We start from the raw sequence: 16,517 nt of genomic DNA on the forward strand, positions 1-16,517 counted from the left end.
AAGTTAAGTGTATGTTCTCCCTCTTAATGTCGTATAAATATTAAGTCCATCCTATCCCCTCAGCCTTTTTTAAATTTCCTTTAACCAAGCAATAAGTTTCTCTACCATTTCCGGTGTAAATGCATGATTCACTTTTTTAAAAATTTCCCACTCCACATTGGTTCGTCCCTTCTCCTGGCTAAGATACTTATAGTAATTTTCTTGACCCTCGATTGGAATTATCGTATCACTATCTCCATGCATAAGAAGAACTGGTGATAGACTCCTCGTTGTGCTTATTGGATCGTATTTCTTTATTAGCTCCTCTTCTTCTTGAGACATCTCTTCTCTATCATCTCGTATTCGAAATAATTTTTCTGTAAGGAGGAAGGAACCCGATCCATTGATATTTGCTAAGCCTCTTATGTCAGGCTCTCTCGCAAAAATACCATTGGCTATAAATCCCCCCATTGAATTGCCTATTAATAGGATACTGTTTTTCTTTACACCTACTACGCTTAAAAACTCATTAAATTCATCAATAGTATGGAAAATAGTATCCCAAAAGTACTGCTGAGTAATGTTGTAACCAAAGTGATCTTCTATAGGAAATCTTTCATCGTGATATAGGATGTCAGGAATTAATACGCCATATCCTTCTTGAGCCACTTTTTCGGCCAACTCTATGTATCCCTTCGCTGTTCCACCCCAACCATGATATAAGATTACAATTTTGTCTTTATTATGAATATTTTTTGAATGATAAAACTTCCATTCACCGATTATTTTTCTTTTCACTGTTGTCCCTTCCTTTTTCTACTGATACTTAAATGAATCTCTTTTCTTTCCCATATTCAATCAGCGCCTGATAAGGATCACCTTTTAACCCTAGAACCTGACAAAAAGCTGGCTCTGTTTTATAACCTTGTTTCTTTCGTATAAGTACTTCTTCTTTTATGGATGGATTTATCCTTAAAACGGCGTGTTCAATTATCATATGGAGATACGCATATTGCTGCTTAACCGGGATAGGCTGACCAAACAATTCAAATTCAAAACCATCAAAATAGAAATTTACTTTGATTATTTCCACTTCTCTAATCATTAATCTTTTTAGACGAAAATGATTCATTTTTCCAAAATAATCGATGACAATCTGGCTAAAAATTTCAAATTCGTAGACTTCCATTATAATATCTAAGTCGGAAGACTCTATATCCACTCCAATTGGAATGGTTCCGCAAAGAATTGGCTTATAAGAATGTAAAATTTCATTTATTTTTAATTTCTTCAATGCTAAATATGCTTGCTGCTGTTTAGCACTACCTCCCTGTAAATAATCTGGCGTATCAAATAGTGTCCAGTCCATCGTTAATAAATCTCCTTTATAGCATGGAGTACGACTGACTGTAGAGAAGATAAGGAAGGTTTATCTATTATTGTCAGCGATAAACTTTTTAAGAAATTTTTGTAATTTGCTACCAAAAACCAATAATTTACTTCCTCTAATTCATTCTTATCTTTCTCTAACTCCTTCCTCCTATTTTTTATCCAAGATTCCAACACTGACTTCTCTAACCCGTTATCTGCCATTTGTACAATGGGAATAATCATGCGCCCTTCTTCATCATGAATATAAACACTTTCCGCCTGATAGATTTTACCCAAAATCGCCCTCACTATTTCCGGATAATTACTTTGCTTCATTTTTGTATTTTTGACAAGTTCATCGAAAGCATCAGCTACATGTGCCATACTATGGGCCCATCCTTTTTCTCTAACATATCCCCTTACATCTTTTTCAAGATTTACATAGCTAATCAACTTATCTTTCACTTCAAGAACCTTTGCCCTTGATAAGAAATTATCGCGATTATCTTGATAAAGTATAAGTGCTATTAATAAAGAGGTGAAAGAACGAGTGAAAACAGAATCTGTATTCTTTTCGCCAATTCCTTTAAATAAAAATTGATCCCTTATACAAATATCTAATATTTCAGTTAACAGATCGTTATCTAGTTTGGATTCCAATATAAACTGACAAAATGTTTGATAAATCAAGTTATCTCTTAACTCGCTATCAGGGGAGCCAATATGTTTAAGCATGGACAGGATGACTTTCTGTTTTGTTTTTTCATCCGATGCTATCTCTTTCATTTTTTTATTTGCTAAGAAGTACTTTAACTCTTGTTCCTTCATTGGAAATATATTTTCTATTAAATTCAAATTCTCCCTCCTATCAAAACTAGGGAAATATATGTCCCTTTTTCATCTGTTTACTTTATGCATGACAAACTGTGAGTTGCTTTTTTTGAACTCATTCTTGTTGTAAAAGGGAATTAAATCTTCCTCACAAAATAAACTGATAACATCAATATTGGATAATTCATCTACCATTTTAGCAATTAGCTTTGTGCCGATTCCTTTCCGATTAAAGGAGCTGGAAATAACGACATCCTCTATATACGCTCTAAAAATCCCATCCGTTATTGCTCTTGCAAACCCAATGAGCTTGTTCTTTTCCCATGCACCTACAGCAAATGTTTGGGATAACATTTTTTCTATATCCTTTTCCGTTCTTTCCTTCCACCATCCTGCATTTTTATATAGTTCTATCACCTCGCAAGCCTTTATTGGTTTCTCTCGCGATGTTCGTATTTCTATTTTCATGTCGTCTGCCTACTTATTTTTTATTTTATTTGTCAATTTTGTCAGCCAAGAACAATTTCCAAAATTCAAATTCATTCCATTCAACCTGTTATGATGCTTTTTTAGCATAAGCGTTTAAGATTAAAACTCGATTCGCTCCCCTTCAAAATTATACCATTAAACCTCAAAATATGATTAAATTTCCAAAACCAAAAAAGCAAAGTGACCTTCGATAAAAAGGTCACTTTTTCTAAGATGAATGCTTTCTAGCAAAATATTCTTGCACTTTTTTAGCTACGATATTAGGTTTTACATCCATAACGGTTAAATCATCTATGTCTACCCACATAGGCAAATAAGTGCCACGATCTCGATTAGAATTAGTAAACTCTTCACCTTGCCCTGATCCAATCGTTCCATGAATGATATCAGCTAGAAAAAAATACTGAGTTCCTTGCTTCTCTAATTCTACAAGGCATTCTTTTAGTTCGACAGTTACCCCTAACTCCTCGAATGCTTCCCGTTTAGCTGCTTGCTCAGGCGTTTCATCTGCTTCAATTCCTCCGCCAGGAAAAACAAAATAAACGGAATTATCTCTTACTCTTTTAATTAAGCAAACTTTGTTCCCTTGGCTAATAACAACAGAACCCCTATTTCTCAACGTATTAACTCTCCCTTATTTTTACCATTCGGATTTTCCTCGCTAGCAATAACAATTAATTTTCCAATCACAAATTTATCATTCTGTTCTTCAATAAAATTCTATCATTTCGGCAATTTTGATTAAATCTCTTACATCTTTTACACCCGAGATAGTATATTGGTATCTATCTGTTTTTAGTATTAATTTTGGCTTTTTCTCCATATCTACTAAAACAGCCTCTTGATTATTAATCGTGATCTCGTATTCTTTTTTCACCACACTATTTATTCCGTTTCCTCGCATATTATTAGGTTTTTTTTCTGTTCGGATAGAAAAATTTTGGCCATTCTTTAACGGATAATCAACATTAACTAGAATGGAACTCTTTTCTTTTCTCACGCTTAATTTTGGTTCACCGACAACTACAATGGAAGATAAATTATTAGTATTTAGGTTATATGGTAATGTCGCTTCCTCTGATAGATAAACAGTTGTTTTATTTTCGATTTTATTCTGCTCTTCAACTGTAAAAACTACTCTTTCGTCTTGATCCGCTTCCATATCGAAAGCTGCATTATTTGCTCCCCCTTTTTCAAATGGGAGTGATTCCATTTCCATATGAGTGAAAAGAAAGAGGATCACTGCTGCTCCTATAATTGCCACAAAAGGGAATGGTTGAAGTGCATTTTTCGTTTTCCGATTATTCTTCATCTGCTCTTTCAGCTTTAAATGCAAAGCATTCTTTCGTTCTTTATCCCAATATATATCAGCTTCTAAGTCCCTCAATTCCTCATCTAGTTGTTCCTTATATAATTTTTCCATTTAATTCTCCCTCCTTTTTTAATTCTTTCTCCAAAGCTTTCATTGCTCGAAATAAAGTTGACTTCACTTTAGCCTCTGACCATCCTAAAATCCCTGCTGTTTCTTCAATAGAGAACTCTTTTAGTTTTCTTAGAATAATGATTTCTCGATAAGTTGATTTCAAGGTACTTAACGCCTTGTAAATTTCTAATGATTGTTCTCTAATTTGCAACATCTCTTCTGGCAATGGATTCTTATCTTTATTGAATAGAAAAGCTTCTTTTAGCAGTATTACCGGCTTCTTTTTTCTAATCATATCGACGGTGAGGTTATGAGCAATCCGATACAGCCACGTTTTTTCACTTGCATCCCTTTTAAATGTATCCAAGTGGATAAAAGCTTTCAAAAAAGTATCGTTTGTTAAATCTTCTGCTTGCTGATAATCTTGAATCATGATGAAAATATATTTAAAAATAGCTTCTCCAAACTTTTCATACCATTCTAGGATGATTTTATCTTTCTCATTTTCCACCATTTCCCCTCCTTTATTAAAAATTCTATGTATAGACGGATAGAGTTCTAAAAAGTTTTACTTTTTTTAAATATTTTCAAAAATAAAAAGTGGATTCCTGCAAAGAGGTCCACTTTCGGTAATTCTCTGTTTATATAAATTCCTTTATTCTTTTCATCGCAGAATGAACTGTAAGCCGGTGATAAGCGACTAATTGATTCTTAAAAATCACTCCATAAACACCATATGGAGTTGGCGATAGCTTTAATAAATCTTCACGTGTTTGGAGATGGTGAATTTCTGCCTTTATTTGTAATTTACTAGCTGCTTCTATTACATTATCGATGGCTATATCGATATATGGGCATTGCGCTGTACGGAGAATGGTTAATTGATTGTTATGACGAGTCAGTCGTTCTTCCCAATCATTCGGAAAATATGGATTTGCTGCTTCATTTATTTTGTAGACTAATAACTCGAATCCATAGGGAGCATATTCTAGTTCAGTGAAATCATTTTTTAAGAAAACTTCCTTACTTGGCGTCCAAGAGGTTGTTGGATTTGTTACCACGATAACGCCATTCTTTTTATGATCTTTTGCATCTTGAATTACCTTTTCAATTAGCTGAGTTGCATAGCCTTTACCCGTTATATTTACCCATAGACAGTGGATGATGTAGTAATTTTCCCCATATACTACTCTGGAGGAATGTTCAATGGGTGTATATTCAATAAAACCGGCGAGCTTGTCATTCTCCATTAGTTGAATATATTTCAATCCTTGTCCAAATTGATCCATTAACCATGCTTTTTTTGCTTGATAGCCTGTTGACTTCTGTTTGCTTCTTAAACAATAGCAGCCATTTGCTTGTATATTTTCTGAGGTTAATTCAATCAGCTCTATTTTATTCAAAATGTTTCTCCACTCCCCATCTCAAAATGTTCACTCATTTCTGCCAAAACTTCGAATTTTAGAAACGATGGAAAAAACTATAATAATAGGATATCGTCTTTCCTTACACAAACGATATCCTATTATTTTATTTCACTTTTATTTTTGTTGCTTGACTCTTATTCTTTGCCTTATCTTGTGCATATATCAATAAGCTTGTATTTTTCTTTTGTTTTTTGATTGTCATTTTAAAGGAACCTTTTGCATCAGCTGTTGTTTTTTGCACGAATTTCTTTCCATTATAAATAGTAATAGTTGCATTCGCTTCTGCTTTTCCAGCAATAAGTGTCGTCTTCGATGTTACATTTGTCGTAATCTTTGGCATTGCTGGAGGAGTCTTGTCGATAACTTTTATTGCTTTGGATGTACTATTCCCAGCTGCGTCTATTATCTTAATTACTAATTTGGTTCCTGCCTTTTGTTTTGAAATCTTTATTTGGAAACGACCATCTTTTTGTACGGTACTTTTTCCTAGTTCCTTTTTACCTGCCAGTACAACAACTTTTGCATTTACTTCTCCTTTTCCTGATACAGTTGTCGACTTATCTGTAACTTCCTTAATTTGAGGTTCGTTTGGAGGTGTTTTATCGATATTTTTTATGGTTATAGACTTAACCTGTTTATTTCCTCCCAAATCTACAACAGTAAAGGTATATGTTCCATTCTTTTTCACCATATACTTTACGTTTTCATTATTCACTTTCTTCCCATCAGGTAGCTGGATATACCGAATTCTAAAATTATCCTTTGCGGTTATTTCGAGTTCTATATCTCGGTTTGTTGGTTTCTTAGTTTTTTGTGTAATAGTAATACTTGGCTTTATTGTATCTGTAACTTTTTGGCTAAATTCGCGTACAGAATCATAAAGATTCCTACTACCAGAACTTTTCGCGTATACTTTAAATTGAAAAGTTCCAGTACTTGCTGGATGCCATTCTAGCTTATTATTCCTACTATAACTTTGTACTTTTTTCCAACTATTTCCCTCTTTTATATAAAACTCATAAAGAGGATTGCTTCCTCCCGTAGTTCCTCCAATAAATGTATACATCTTGGGCGATTGTGAACTATCTTTTTCCAGAAACACCTCTGACACTGGTTCAACAATCGTCCCAAATGTTATGACAATATCACGATCCAAGCTTTTGCCTGCATAACCAGTAATAGCATTTTTATTTATCGTTAATTTATATTTTTTTCCCTTTGTTAATAATTCTGGGAGTATATGCAAATAATTATCATCAGACTCTATTTGAATAGGAATCTTCTTATCCCCCTCCATAAGAGTTATTCCATTTCTATCCTTCCATCTAATCCCCTGATTAAAAAAGAATAAAAGTTCAGAATCGATTTCCAGATTACTATTATCTTGTCTTAAACTTGCCCACTCGTCATTTTTAACATCATAAAACAATGAATCCGTTAATTCAAAGGAAGACGGCTCAGTGTTTTTCATATACTCTACATAATTATTTCCGTTCTCATCTTCATAGATAGCAATTAATCCATTTTGATAAAAGAGAGAATGAACAAAATAATCTTCTTTTAATGAATAGTAATAATCGGCAGATCCATAGCCATAAACATCTATTCCCCCAAAACTACTAGCTATATAAGTTCTGCTTCCAGAATCATCAAAGGCAATGTCATTAAAAGTTTCATATTCATTATTTTCCTCATCATAGGCCATTCTATATTCAAAATCGAAAGTCATATCCTCTTCTTGTACAGTTGATAAACGAAATACAACCCCATTCATATTGTACATATATTGTCCGTCTGGGCTTAAAACCATTTCCGAGCTTAAATGATAGTCTCCGTGATATGGGGAGTCATAATGGTTTATAATCTTGCCATTATCAATTAGATAGGCATAGGCATCTATTGGACTTGTTTCTGAGTCCAATGTATAAAGACGGTGTAACTTTTCATTGTAGGAAATACTAGATTCCATGTAAATGGATGTATTATCATCGCCAGCATTTTCTGCTACTTCTTTTTTCGTATTTAAGGAATAAACCTTAATAGTTTCCCATTGATTAGAACCAGGAGTTATATAAAGGTAGCCATTCTGATCTATCGCAATATCCCATGGATCTGTGGATATTGGAAAGGTATCTAATAAAGTAAAATTTCCGGCATCCACTTCTGCAATGGCTCCTTTTAAGCCCTTTTCCGTATAATACGAATGTTTCATTAAATGCTGAGTCACATAGACTTTATCTTTGTATACTTCCACTTTTTCTGCTGGGTATTTAAGATTTATCTTTTTTATTTCTCCCGTTAGATAATTTACTCTCTGCAAAAGAGGCTTACCTATTTCTACCATATAAATATATGGGCGATTTGGATCAATCACTGCATCATCTGCTTGGAAATTAATCGATATCGCATTTGATGCTGCCTTTATTTTGCTGTTAGAACCATAAGGAACAAATAATGATACCAGCAGTATAATAGCTATAAATAAACGCACTTTTTTTCGCAAAAAACTCTCCCCCTGTAAGTCTCTCTATAATCGTTGTTTAGTTTCATTAATTTTATACTTAATATAAAAGACAATTGACCTTCAAGCTTTCATTTATTTTTAAATCCTTTTTTGCTGATTTTAAACGACAATAATTCTCCTTTCTTCTTTTTTATCGGTAATCTTCTTCCGTATTTTTATCTTTTTCCCGTCCACAACATTTTATATAAATAGTCATCTAAAAAGGGAATGCCTTCAGCATCCGTTTCAGAAATATTCAGTATTTAAAATGAATAATGATATTTTACTATTTTTTTAGATTCGACCATTTACCTTAGCGGTTTGCCGTGAACAATATGCCAATGAAGATGTTTGGAGTCTTGATACTTGCCAAGATTGGTGATAACTCTGCATGCACCATATTCCTTGGTTACACTAGCAGCTACTTGCTTTACAACGCCCAAAAGCTCCAATAGTAAATGATTATCTCCCTCTTCTAATGTAATAAGAGAAGCGATGTGTTTTTTCGGAATTGCTACTATATGAACTGGATAAAAAGGTTTTGTATGATAATACGCTAACACATTTTCTGTTTCCATCACTTTTCTAACCTTTGTTTTTCCACTAAGAACTTCATCACAATAAAAATCTTCTGTCATCTTTTTTTCCTCCATTTCCTTTTTAAACATTGTCTATGGTCTCTTCTCCCATGGTTCCACTACGCCTACTATTTTTCTCTGCCAATTATTTTGTATCGCATCGATCACCCCAGCAGAAATCTTTATGTGTAAGCCATCTGGAAGCGCTATTCTCCACAATAAATCCTAATTGAATCTGATGATAGCTGCAATTAGGGGGAATCGTTAGTTCCTTCTTTATTTTGGACAAATCCGAACTGCTCCCAGTAATGTGAAACAAACGCCATTTCTGTCCGCTTTCGGAAAGTTCGTCCTTCACTATATTCAAAGCATTTTTTCCTATCGAATGAACCCATGCTACAACCAAATCAATTGGTCCATTCTGTTGTATAGTCCATTCTAATTTCTCCCTAAACGCAGTGTGATTTGTATAATCAACCAGTAAGGGGGTTATTTTCGTTTTATCGTCCAGGATATCTATTAAACTATTTATTGGGGCAGCTTTTCTGCCAACAATAGATAATCTGCAATCCTCTTGCTCAGCCAGCCATGCAGACACATCAAAAAGCATTCCTGTGCCTCCAATAATTAAGGCATGCTTCATATTTTGCTCCTCCTTATAAATAAGCCTTTAACCAATCAGTTTTCATGTCTTGCTTACTACCCAAAACGCTCCTAAAATTTCCTAATAATTCCTCTTATCTTATTACTTTAACAAACTTAACCCGTTTATTTAAAGTAAAATCAGTGATATTCTATAAATAAGTTAAAAACTATGGGGGGAAAGACTTGAAGATTTTGAATTTTGGTTCTTTAAATATTGATAAAGTATATTCGGTTCCTCACTTTGTTTCTGCTGGCGAAACTTTATCTTCTACGAATTATGATGAATTTCCAGGCGGAAAAGGATTAAATCAATCAATTGCACTTGCTAAAGCTGGAGCACAAGTATACCACGGAGGAAATATTGGAAAAGACGGCTTATTTTTAAAAGAAGTATTAGCGGAAGCAAATGTAAATGTTGATTGGATTGATGAGAATGGGAACACAACTGGCCACGCCATTATTCAAGTCTCTGCTAGTGGAGAAAACTGTATTCTTTTATTAGGCGGAGCAAATAAAGAAATAACGATCGATCATATTAACCAAGTTTTAGCGAATTTTTCCCAGAACGATTTACTGTTATTGCAAAATGAAATAAACGATTTAGCATACATAGTGGAAACTGCGCACAAAAGAGGATTAAAAATTGCCCTTAATCCATCACCTATCGATGAGACAATTACCACCCTAGATTTTTCAAAAATTGATTACTTAATATTAAATGAAATAGAAGCAAAAGCCATTACGAACGAACATACAAATGACAAGATTTTCCAAAAACTTTTATCCTTAAACAAGCAGCTAAAAATCGTCTTAACATTGGGCAAAGAAGGCGTAATTTATAAAGATAGTGTCGAAGAACATAGACAAGCCGCTTTTAAAGTAGATGCAGTTGATACAACCGCTGCTGGCGATACCTTTTTAGGATACTTTTTAAGTCAAATTTCCCAGCAGGAGGAAATAAAAAGTGCCTTGCAAATGGCTGCAAAAGCTGCTGCCATTGCTGTAACACGGAAAGGGGCCTCCTCTTCTATTCCAAGTTCGCAAGAAGTAATGGCGTTCACTAAAAAATAGATGATTAAAAAGAGAGAATTTAAGTAGTGATTCTCTCTTTTTTATGGATCAATAACCACCAAATGGAATATATATGTTGCATTAAGTAATATATATTGGTTATAATGTAATATATACATTCCATCAATAAGGAGGATTGCCTTGAAGAACCATATTAAAATTGCAAGAATTCAAGCAGATTTAACCCAGCAGCAATTAGCGGATAAGATTGGCGTTACTCGTCAAACAATCAGTCTTATTGAAAAAGGAAAATACAATCCTACTTTAAAACTTTGTCTTGAGCTCTGTTATTCCCTCAACAGAACATTAGATGAATTATTTTGGGTAGACAAGGAGGAAGAAAAATGAAAAAAATAAAAGATGAACGTCTAATTATGAAAAACTTACAAAATATTAAAGTAGCCTATATCATTCAAACGCTTGGAATTATTGGCATATTAGCTTATGACCTTATTACAAAGGGCTTAGCTGGAATGAGAGACAATCCGTTATGGTATGTATTTATTATTACTAGCATCATTTCAGCTTATCTATCAATGAATATAAGCGTCGATCATGAAAACAGCAAAAAGGACCCTAAAAAGGGGCTATCTCTTTCTATTACTATTGTCACTCTGCTTTCCGTGCTTATTGGAATTCTGATAATCCTCTCTGATAGAGAGCGTATCGTAAATGGTGTTCTTATTGGCGGAATAGTATTTATATGCGGGATCATACCTGTACTTTATACTTATTATTTACGGAATAAAAAAGGAAGAGATTTGGATGATGAGGATGAAGTTTAACTCTCTTACTGACATTTATTTTAGCCTGCTGGATTAATCTACCACTTTCGCTTATAATAATTGTAGTGTAATGCTAGAATCATAGTATTAATAAAAGTTAGAAAAAGGTGTAATATGAATAATTTTTTTAGCAGGCTAACCCTTTTTTTATATATTATTTTTTTCCTCCTAACTGGAATAGCTTTTTATTTTATCTATAAAGATTTTAATACCACTTTTCCCTTTTATTTTATCATTGGATATATCATATTCCTATTTTGTTTTATATTTTACTTACTATGGATGGCAGTATTCACGTGGAAGAAAAACTTTAGCTGGTCTTTATTGGCGAAGAAGGTATCGCAATGTATTTGCTTTTTTCTCTTATTCAGCTTAGTTAATTATCTATTTTCTTATTTTTTTCATCCGGATCAGAAGACTTTTGCATTTTCTTTTACCTGTCTAGGCTTAGCAATAGGTCTTACGTTTCTGGATATTCCTTATTTTCAAAGTAAAAGTAAAAAATAAAGCGACAAAAATACATGATTTACTATGGCTTAAATCCCATAGTGAATCATGTATTTTTCTGCTTCCTGCGCTGCTGTTATTTTTCGAGCTAGATCGATAAGCTCCCCTGATTTTTTATCCGCAACAATATCTAAAAATATTGGTAATGATTCAGGAGGTATAAGTGTTATTCCGTAATAGGCCAAACCATTAGCCGGTCGTTCATATGTATGGAAATATGTTTTCATCATTGCTAATGGTTTTATCAACTCTTGTATAAAATGATCATTTACAGGTATACAATCATAAAGATCAGGGGTGTAATGATTATATACATGCCGTTTATTGAAATTTTGAATGATCCCAAATTCGTGGGTAATAGCCAAGCTTTTCACCCTTTCAAATAAATTCCGCCAATTTAAGCTAAATAAGTACATAGCTCCATTTTATGAGCGAAAAAAATCTGCTGTTTCTCTAGAAACCTCTGTAAGAATACCATCTTTCCGCTTTAACAATTGTTGTAATGCTTTTTGAACAAACCCTTTTTCAAACGTTTCAATGGGCTGAGGTAATTCTTCTTGATCCAAAATATAATACATTTGATTAGGTTTAATGACAATATCAATAATTAAATCTTCATAGATAACCATATCATTTTGAAACCAATTTTTTCTCACAATATTGAAATACGCTCCTAAATATTTTCCAGTTGTATCTCGCCAAAAATATAAATTATATGGCTGATCCAACCAATAATAAGCAAACGTATAGGTCCCTTTCGGAATAACTAGTTTTTGTTTGCCTTTCCTCATTTCAAATGACTTTTCCACTTGATGCAAGAGGGTGATTTTCCTTTTATCCGATTGAAGAAGTTTGCATTGATATTCTTCTATAGTAGAATCATAGCGAATTTTCCGTTCGACTATGTTTTCTCTACCCTTTAATTGCAAGTTTACCACTCTACCATCTCCAAATTCGATTCAACTTAACTCTTTTTCCCCTATATTATAGGCAAAACAAACATTTATCCAGATCAAATCCACAGAATATTCAGCACAAAATATTCTTATCTTGATACATTCTCACTAAATGGCTTTGTAAACATGCTAAAATAAGAATCACAAATTAATTAAAAACGAAGGAGGAGAGAAAATGTATGTAAAAGTATATGAATATCATATACCAACCGATAAAATCAAAGAATATTTCTATATTCAAGAGAAAGCAAGCAACATCTATCGCAAGTATATCAATTCAACAACAACCTATTTACAAAGTAATGATGATCCGACAAAATGGCTGGAAATCACGACCTATCAGACTGAACAAGACTATGATGCCAATATTGCTTTAATCAATGAACAAACGGAAATTGTTGTGTTATTTCAAGAATTCCAAGCTTTGCTTCCCCTAGAAAATAGTCAAATAAAAGAAGAAAATTTCACCAAAACAACAGAAATAAAGTAATTATTAAAAAAAGGATACCTTTATCGATATCCTTTTCTTCTTACTTAAAATCCTTCCAATTCATTGCATTTTCATTTAACAGTTCTTCAAAACTTTTATTTTTTTCTCTTTGTCGACGTTCTTCTCTTTTTCTTTCTTCTTCTGCTTTTTGCTTGGCCTCTTCTTGTTGTTTTAGTTCTTGCTTTTTATTTTTCAGTTGATCTGCTAACTGTTCATTTAGAAGATCCCCTAATGTAACAGGCTTATCCTCCTGTTTTGTTTTTGGTACATGTCTCCGCTGCTTTGCCATCTGAATCCCCCTCCTTCTTTGGATTTTACAGTGCAAGTTCTATTGTTTCTTCTAATTCGACTTCTACATTCCCTTTAATTGCTCTTGTAATCATGCAGCTTGCTTCCGCCTTGTGCGCAAGTTTTGCCGCAAGCTTTATGTCTTTTTCAGCAGCGTCTTTTTTGAGCACAATCTTCGGGCGATGAATAATTTTCTGGTAAGTAAATACACCGTTTGTGACATCAACTACTGCTTCTGATTCTAATGTTAAACTTTCCTTCTCAAGTCTACTTCTTTCCATCATTGCAGCAAGGGTAATAATAAAGCAAGTTGCTGCTGCTCCGAGAAGCATTTCATCTGGATTAGTACCGACACCAGGTCCTTCCATTTCTTTTGGAATCGATATTTTTGTTTTTAAATTGCCACTTTCGATTGTCCCAATATCATTTCGATATCCTGGCCAATCAGCTTTTAAATAAAAATGATGTTCTGCCATAATTCACCCTTCTTTTTACTATGCTGTATGTATAATAACATATTTTTTTACTCAAGTTATATTAGAGAATTGGATACTAAGACGATTGCTAGTATCATCACTTCTACACAAGGAGGAAAGAATGATGACTCAGAAACGTGACAAAGGCTACAGTCAAGCTGGTAAGCCTAATGCAGATACTGTCAAACAAACAATTGCCGCAGAAGAATTAGAAAAGGCCATTCATCCAACAAACAGACAAAATTCTAAACAATAATCTATTCTTCACCACACCTTCTATGAAGGTGTGGCTTCTTCTCTCTCATCTGCCTTTATTTGTAACCATTTATTTCATTTCGCATAAAATTTTTTATCATACCATGCATCTGTATACGTCTAATTTTTAATAATTAAAGAAGTTGTCCATTTTGTTTCTTTCTAAAGAAATGATACACTCAAATTAGTTTCTGCTAAATTTTTCAACTTACTGGAGGAATCGGTTTGAGAAAGCTGTTTCGTTATTTATTTTCTGTGTTATTATTTATTACTTCCATTGGTTTATACTGTTCCAATCGATTAATGTATATGAAGAAAAAAGACAATGATTTTATTGTAAATAGAGAAAAAGAAGCTGGTAGATTAGACCCTGTTTCTTATGAAAATTTAACTAAACAAGAAATTACCATTCCATCTCCTTATGGTTATGATTTAAAAGCAATCCTAGTAGAGCCTTTTGATACGAAGAAATATATCATTATTTCCCATGGAGTCACGGAAAATAAAACGAGTTCGATTAAGTATATGAACCTATTTTTAGAAAGAGGCTTCAACGGTATTATTTATGATCATCGCAGACATGGAGAATCGGGCGGGAAAAATACAAGCTTTGGCTATTACGAAAAATTCGACTTAAAGCAAATTGTCGATTGGCTTAAACGAGAAAAAGGAAAAGATATACTCTTGGGGATACATGGGGAATCGATGGGTGCAGCAACAATGATTCTTTATGCTGGAGGAATCGAGGATGGAGCCGATTTCTATATTGCAGATTGTCCTTTTTCCGATTTCAAGGAGCTGTTAAATTATGTCATCAAACAGGAAATAAAACTGCCTGGAAAAGTCTTTATTCCTATCGCTAATTTATTCTTACGTGCCAGAGCTCGCTATTCGATTAAAGATATTTCCCCTATCTCTGTCATTGATAAAATAAAAAGTCCGATGTTATTTATCCATAGCAAGAAAGATGATTTTATCTTGCCAGAAATGACACAAAAACTTTTCGATAAAAAAAAGGGGCCGAAAAAATTATTTTTCGCTGTTAATGGTACACATGCTCAAAGCTATAATGAAAACAAAGAGGCTTATGAAAAAGCCGTCGATGACTTTTTAAAGGAATATGTGCAAAGTTAAAATTTAAGGCTTAACAACATTAATTCTACTAAATAATAATGTATTCAGATTAAGCCATCGAAACGATGGCTTTTCTTATAATTAATTCTTTATTTGTTATAAGATCGCCTTCTTGGAAAGCTCATCTTGCCTGTTTTTAAATAATCCACTGCTTTTATATAAGAGAATAGAGGTTAAATACATGATTACCGTAAAAAATGTTATTGCTGTAAAACCAAAAATTCGGCTAAAAAGAATCCCTCCAATAACTCCGCCAATGGTTGTCCCCGCATACATAGCAGCATTCGCTAAAGAGGAAACAGTCCCACGAGCTGAGTGTGTTAAGCTTTGCAAAATACTCATAAATACTGGAAAAAGAGTTCCGTTAATTAAGAATATGAAAAAGAAAAACAACTCCCCTATAAACAAATTGGGTACAAATGGAAGTGCTGAGTAAAACAAAATTAACATTACTAAGGCTGCGAGTAAAGATTTTGGTTCTCCTAACTTTTTCACCAATCCACTCCCAAAAAAAGAGCCAATAATATTGCCAAGTCCTAATACCATCATTGCTAAGCCAATTTCAGATACATTTAACGAAAAACAATTGGAAAACCAAGTACCAATATAAGAGAATACAGCAAAATTACCTACTTGGAATATAAAATAAGCTGTGAAATATTTTATGGAATTTTCCGTTTTAAATATACCTCGATATCGCTTGAAAACTGATTGTTTTTCACTATCCTTTATGGCTTTAATGGTAGGCATAAAATAGAAAACAACTACAATCAAAAAAATGGAGAAAAAAGAAATTATGTAAAAAGGGGTATGCCAGCTAAAGGTTGCCAATAAACTTCCAATCGGAATTCCTATTAATTGAGAAAAAGCCAAACCGCCAGTTGCATAGCCCATTATTTTTATAATGTCTTGCTGCCTAGACAAAATTGGGATCGAAGCCCAGACTTGCGGTGTTACAAAAGCAGCACTTATTCCTGCCAACAATCTAAATGAAATCATAGTCCAAAAGTTTGCTGCCAGTCCACACATAAAAGTGGATATAGAAAATCCAGCCAAACCAACAATCATTATTTTCTTGCGATTTGCTCCATCAGAGATTGGTCCTGCTATTAAAGCAAAAATGGCATATCCCAAAGCATAACTGCTTACCAACCATCCTGACCAACTTATCGGTATGTGATAAGCACTTTGTAAAGTTGGGATTAGTGGCGATATTAAAAAAGTATCAGTACCAATAACAAACATTATTAAGAAAAAAGTAATAGATATTTTCTTATTCAAAACTGTCACTCCATTGTTCTATAGTTTA

General features: G+C 33.5%; 22 protein-coding genes. 6 read left to right on the forward strand and 16 right to left on the reverse strand.

Going from position 1 to position 16,517, the window contains the following annotated elements:
- Positions 1–69 precede the first annotated feature (69 nt).
- The 11 genes from NST77_RS11185 to NST77_RS11235 form a co-directional block, all read right to left on the reverse strand.
- Positions 70–777: an alpha/beta hydrolase family protein gene (locus NST77_RS11185; RefSeq protein WP_249928296.1), complete on the reverse strand. Its 708-nt coding sequence runs from the start codon at positions 775–777 to the stop codon at positions 70–72.
- Positions 778–805: 28 nt separating this feature from the next.
- The gene (locus NST77_RS11190; protein ID WP_123257879.1) at positions 806–1,348 is read right to left on the reverse strand and encodes a DUF4269 domain-containing protein; all 543 of its coding nucleotides are present in this window, start codon (positions 1,346–1,348) and stop codon (positions 806–808) included.
- Between the two features lie 2 nt (positions 1,349–1,350).
- Positions 1,351–2,205 carry a DUF2785 domain-containing protein gene (locus NST77_RS11195; RefSeq protein ID WP_123257880.1) on the reverse strand — a complete coding sequence of 285 codons (855 nt, stop codon included), beginning with the start codon at positions 2,203–2,205 and terminating at the stop codon, positions 1,351–1,353.
- A 42-nt stretch (positions 2,206–2,247) separates the two neighbouring features.
- The gene (locus tag NST77_RS11200; RefSeq protein ID WP_123257881.1) at positions 2,248–2,649 is read right to left on the reverse strand and encodes a GNAT family N-acetyltransferase; all 402 of its coding nucleotides are present in this window, start codon (positions 2,647–2,649) and stop codon (positions 2,248–2,250) included.
- A gap of 229 nt (positions 2,650–2,878) precedes the next feature.
- Positions 2,879–3,289, reverse strand: a complete 411-nt coding sequence (locus tag NST77_RS11205; protein WP_095258907.1) for an NUDIX hydrolase — start codon at positions 3,287–3,289, stop codon at positions 2,879–2,881.
- Between the two features lie 90 nt (positions 3,290–3,379).
- A complete protein-coding gene (locus NST77_RS11210; protein WP_341122974.1) occupies positions 3,380–4,093 on the reverse strand; it encodes a DUF4367 domain-containing protein in 714 nt (237 codons plus the stop codon).
- Positions 4,077–4,604 (reverse strand): RNA polymerase sigma factor, encoded by a 528-nt coding sequence (locus NST77_RS11215; protein ID WP_095334227.1) that lies wholly within the window; start codon positions 4,602–4,604, stop codon positions 4,077–4,079. The genes NST77_RS11210 and NST77_RS11215 overlap by 17 nt, the downstream gene beginning before the upstream one ends.
- A gap of 130 nt (positions 4,605–4,734) precedes the next feature.
- A complete protein-coding gene (locus NST77_RS11220; protein WP_095334204.1) occupies positions 4,735–5,496 on the reverse strand; it encodes a GNAT family N-acetyltransferase in 762 nt (253 codons plus the stop codon).
- Between the two features lie 127 nt (positions 5,497–5,623).
- Entirely contained in the window at positions 5,624–8,023 is a 2,400-nt protein-coding gene (locus NST77_RS11225; RefSeq protein ID WP_341122975.1) for an Ig-like domain-containing protein, read from the reverse strand.
- Positions 8,024–8,331: 308 nt separating this feature from the next.
- On the reverse strand, positions 8,332–8,661 hold the full coding sequence (locus tag NST77_RS11230; RefSeq protein WP_095334228.1) for an HIT domain-containing protein: 330 nt from the start codon (positions 8,659–8,661) through the stop codon (positions 8,332–8,334).
- An 85-nt stretch (positions 8,662–8,746) separates the two neighbouring features.
- Complete coding sequence (locus NST77_RS11235; protein WP_341122976.1) at positions 8,747–9,244, reverse strand: short-chain dehydrogenase; 498 nt, start codon at positions 9,242–9,244, stop codon at positions 8,747–8,749.
- A gap of 185 nt (positions 9,245–9,429) precedes the next feature.
- Here NST77_RS11235 and NST77_RS11240 point away from each other — a divergent pair, with 185 nt between their 5' ends.
- From NST77_RS11240 to NST77_RS11250, 3 genes are all read left to right on the forward strand, one after another.
- Positions 9,430–10,317, forward strand: coding sequence for a ribokinase (locus tag NST77_RS11240; protein ID WP_095334209.1), 888 nt, complete (start codon positions 9,430–9,432; stop codon positions 10,315–10,317).
- A gap of 141 nt (positions 10,318–10,458) precedes the next feature.
- Entirely contained in the window at positions 10,459–10,665 is a 207-nt protein-coding gene (locus NST77_RS11245; RefSeq protein WP_047941067.1) for a helix-turn-helix transcriptional regulator, read from the forward strand.
- Positions 10,662–11,102: a hypothetical protein gene (locus NST77_RS11250; RefSeq protein ID WP_095334210.1), complete on the forward strand. Its 441-nt coding sequence runs from the start codon at positions 10,662–10,664 to the stop codon at positions 11,100–11,102. The genes NST77_RS11245 and NST77_RS11250 overlap by 4 nt, the downstream gene beginning before the upstream one ends.
- Positions 11,103–11,638: 536 nt before the next feature.
- Here the strand turns inward: NST77_RS11250 and NST77_RS11255 are convergent.
- Together NST77_RS11255 and NST77_RS11260 are read right to left on the reverse strand one after the other, a co-directional pair.
- Complete coding sequence (locus tag NST77_RS11255; protein WP_413230972.1) at positions 11,639–12,025, reverse strand: short-chain dehydrogenase; 387 nt, start codon at positions 12,023–12,025, stop codon at positions 11,639–11,641.
- Between the two features lie 9 nt (positions 12,026–12,034).
- Positions 12,035–12,547 carry a DUF402 domain-containing protein gene (locus NST77_RS11260; RefSeq protein ID WP_235850364.1) on the reverse strand — a complete coding sequence of 171 codons (513 nt, stop codon included), beginning with the start codon at positions 12,545–12,547 and terminating at the stop codon, positions 12,035–12,037.
- 193 nt (positions 12,548–12,740) lie between these two features.
- Here NST77_RS11260 and NST77_RS11265 point away from each other — a divergent pair, with 193 nt between their 5' ends.
- Positions 12,741–13,055, forward strand: coding sequence for a hypothetical protein (locus NST77_RS11265; protein ID WP_095334215.1), 315 nt, complete (start codon positions 12,741–12,743; stop codon positions 13,053–13,055).
- Between the two features lie 40 nt (positions 13,056–13,095).
- On the opposite strand, the gene NST77_RS11270 is transcribed toward NST77_RS11265, so the two are convergent.
- Positions 13,096–13,344: a YqkE family protein gene (locus tag NST77_RS11270; protein WP_095334217.1), complete on the reverse strand. Its 249-nt coding sequence runs from the start codon at positions 13,342–13,344 to the stop codon at positions 13,096–13,098.
- Between the two features lie 25 nt (positions 13,345–13,369).
- A complete protein-coding gene (locus NST77_RS11275) occupies positions 13,370–13,819 on the reverse strand; it encodes an OsmC family protein (RefSeq protein WP_095334218.1) in 450 nt (149 codons plus the stop codon).
- Between the two features lie 124 nt (positions 13,820–13,943).
- Between NST77_RS11275 and NST77_RS11280 the strand changes: the two genes are divergently transcribed.
- Both NST77_RS11280 and NST77_RS11285 read left to right on the forward strand, forming a co-directional pair.
- A complete protein-coding gene (locus NST77_RS11280) occupies positions 13,944–14,075 on the forward strand; it encodes a hypothetical protein (RefSeq protein ID WP_268877143.1) in 132 nt (43 codons plus the stop codon).
- 224 nt (positions 14,076–14,299) lie between these two features.
- A complete protein-coding gene (locus NST77_RS11285; protein WP_095334219.1) occupies positions 14,300–15,208 on the forward strand; it encodes an alpha/beta hydrolase in 909 nt (302 codons plus the stop codon).
- Positions 15,209–15,304: 96 nt separating this feature from the next.
- Here the strand turns inward: NST77_RS11285 and NST77_RS11290 are convergent, their stop codons facing one another.
- Positions 15,305–16,453, reverse strand: a complete 1,149-nt coding sequence (locus NST77_RS11290) for an MFS transporter (RefSeq protein ID WP_341123746.1) — start codon at positions 16,451–16,453, stop codon at positions 15,305–15,307.
- Positions 16,454–16,517 lie beyond the last annotated feature (64 nt).

The sequence above is a fragment of the Niallia sp. FSL W8-0177 genome (assembly GCF_038006285.1).
GTDB classification, from domain to species: Bacteria; Bacillota; Bacilli; order Bacillales; family Cytobacillaceae; genus Niallia; species Niallia circulans_A.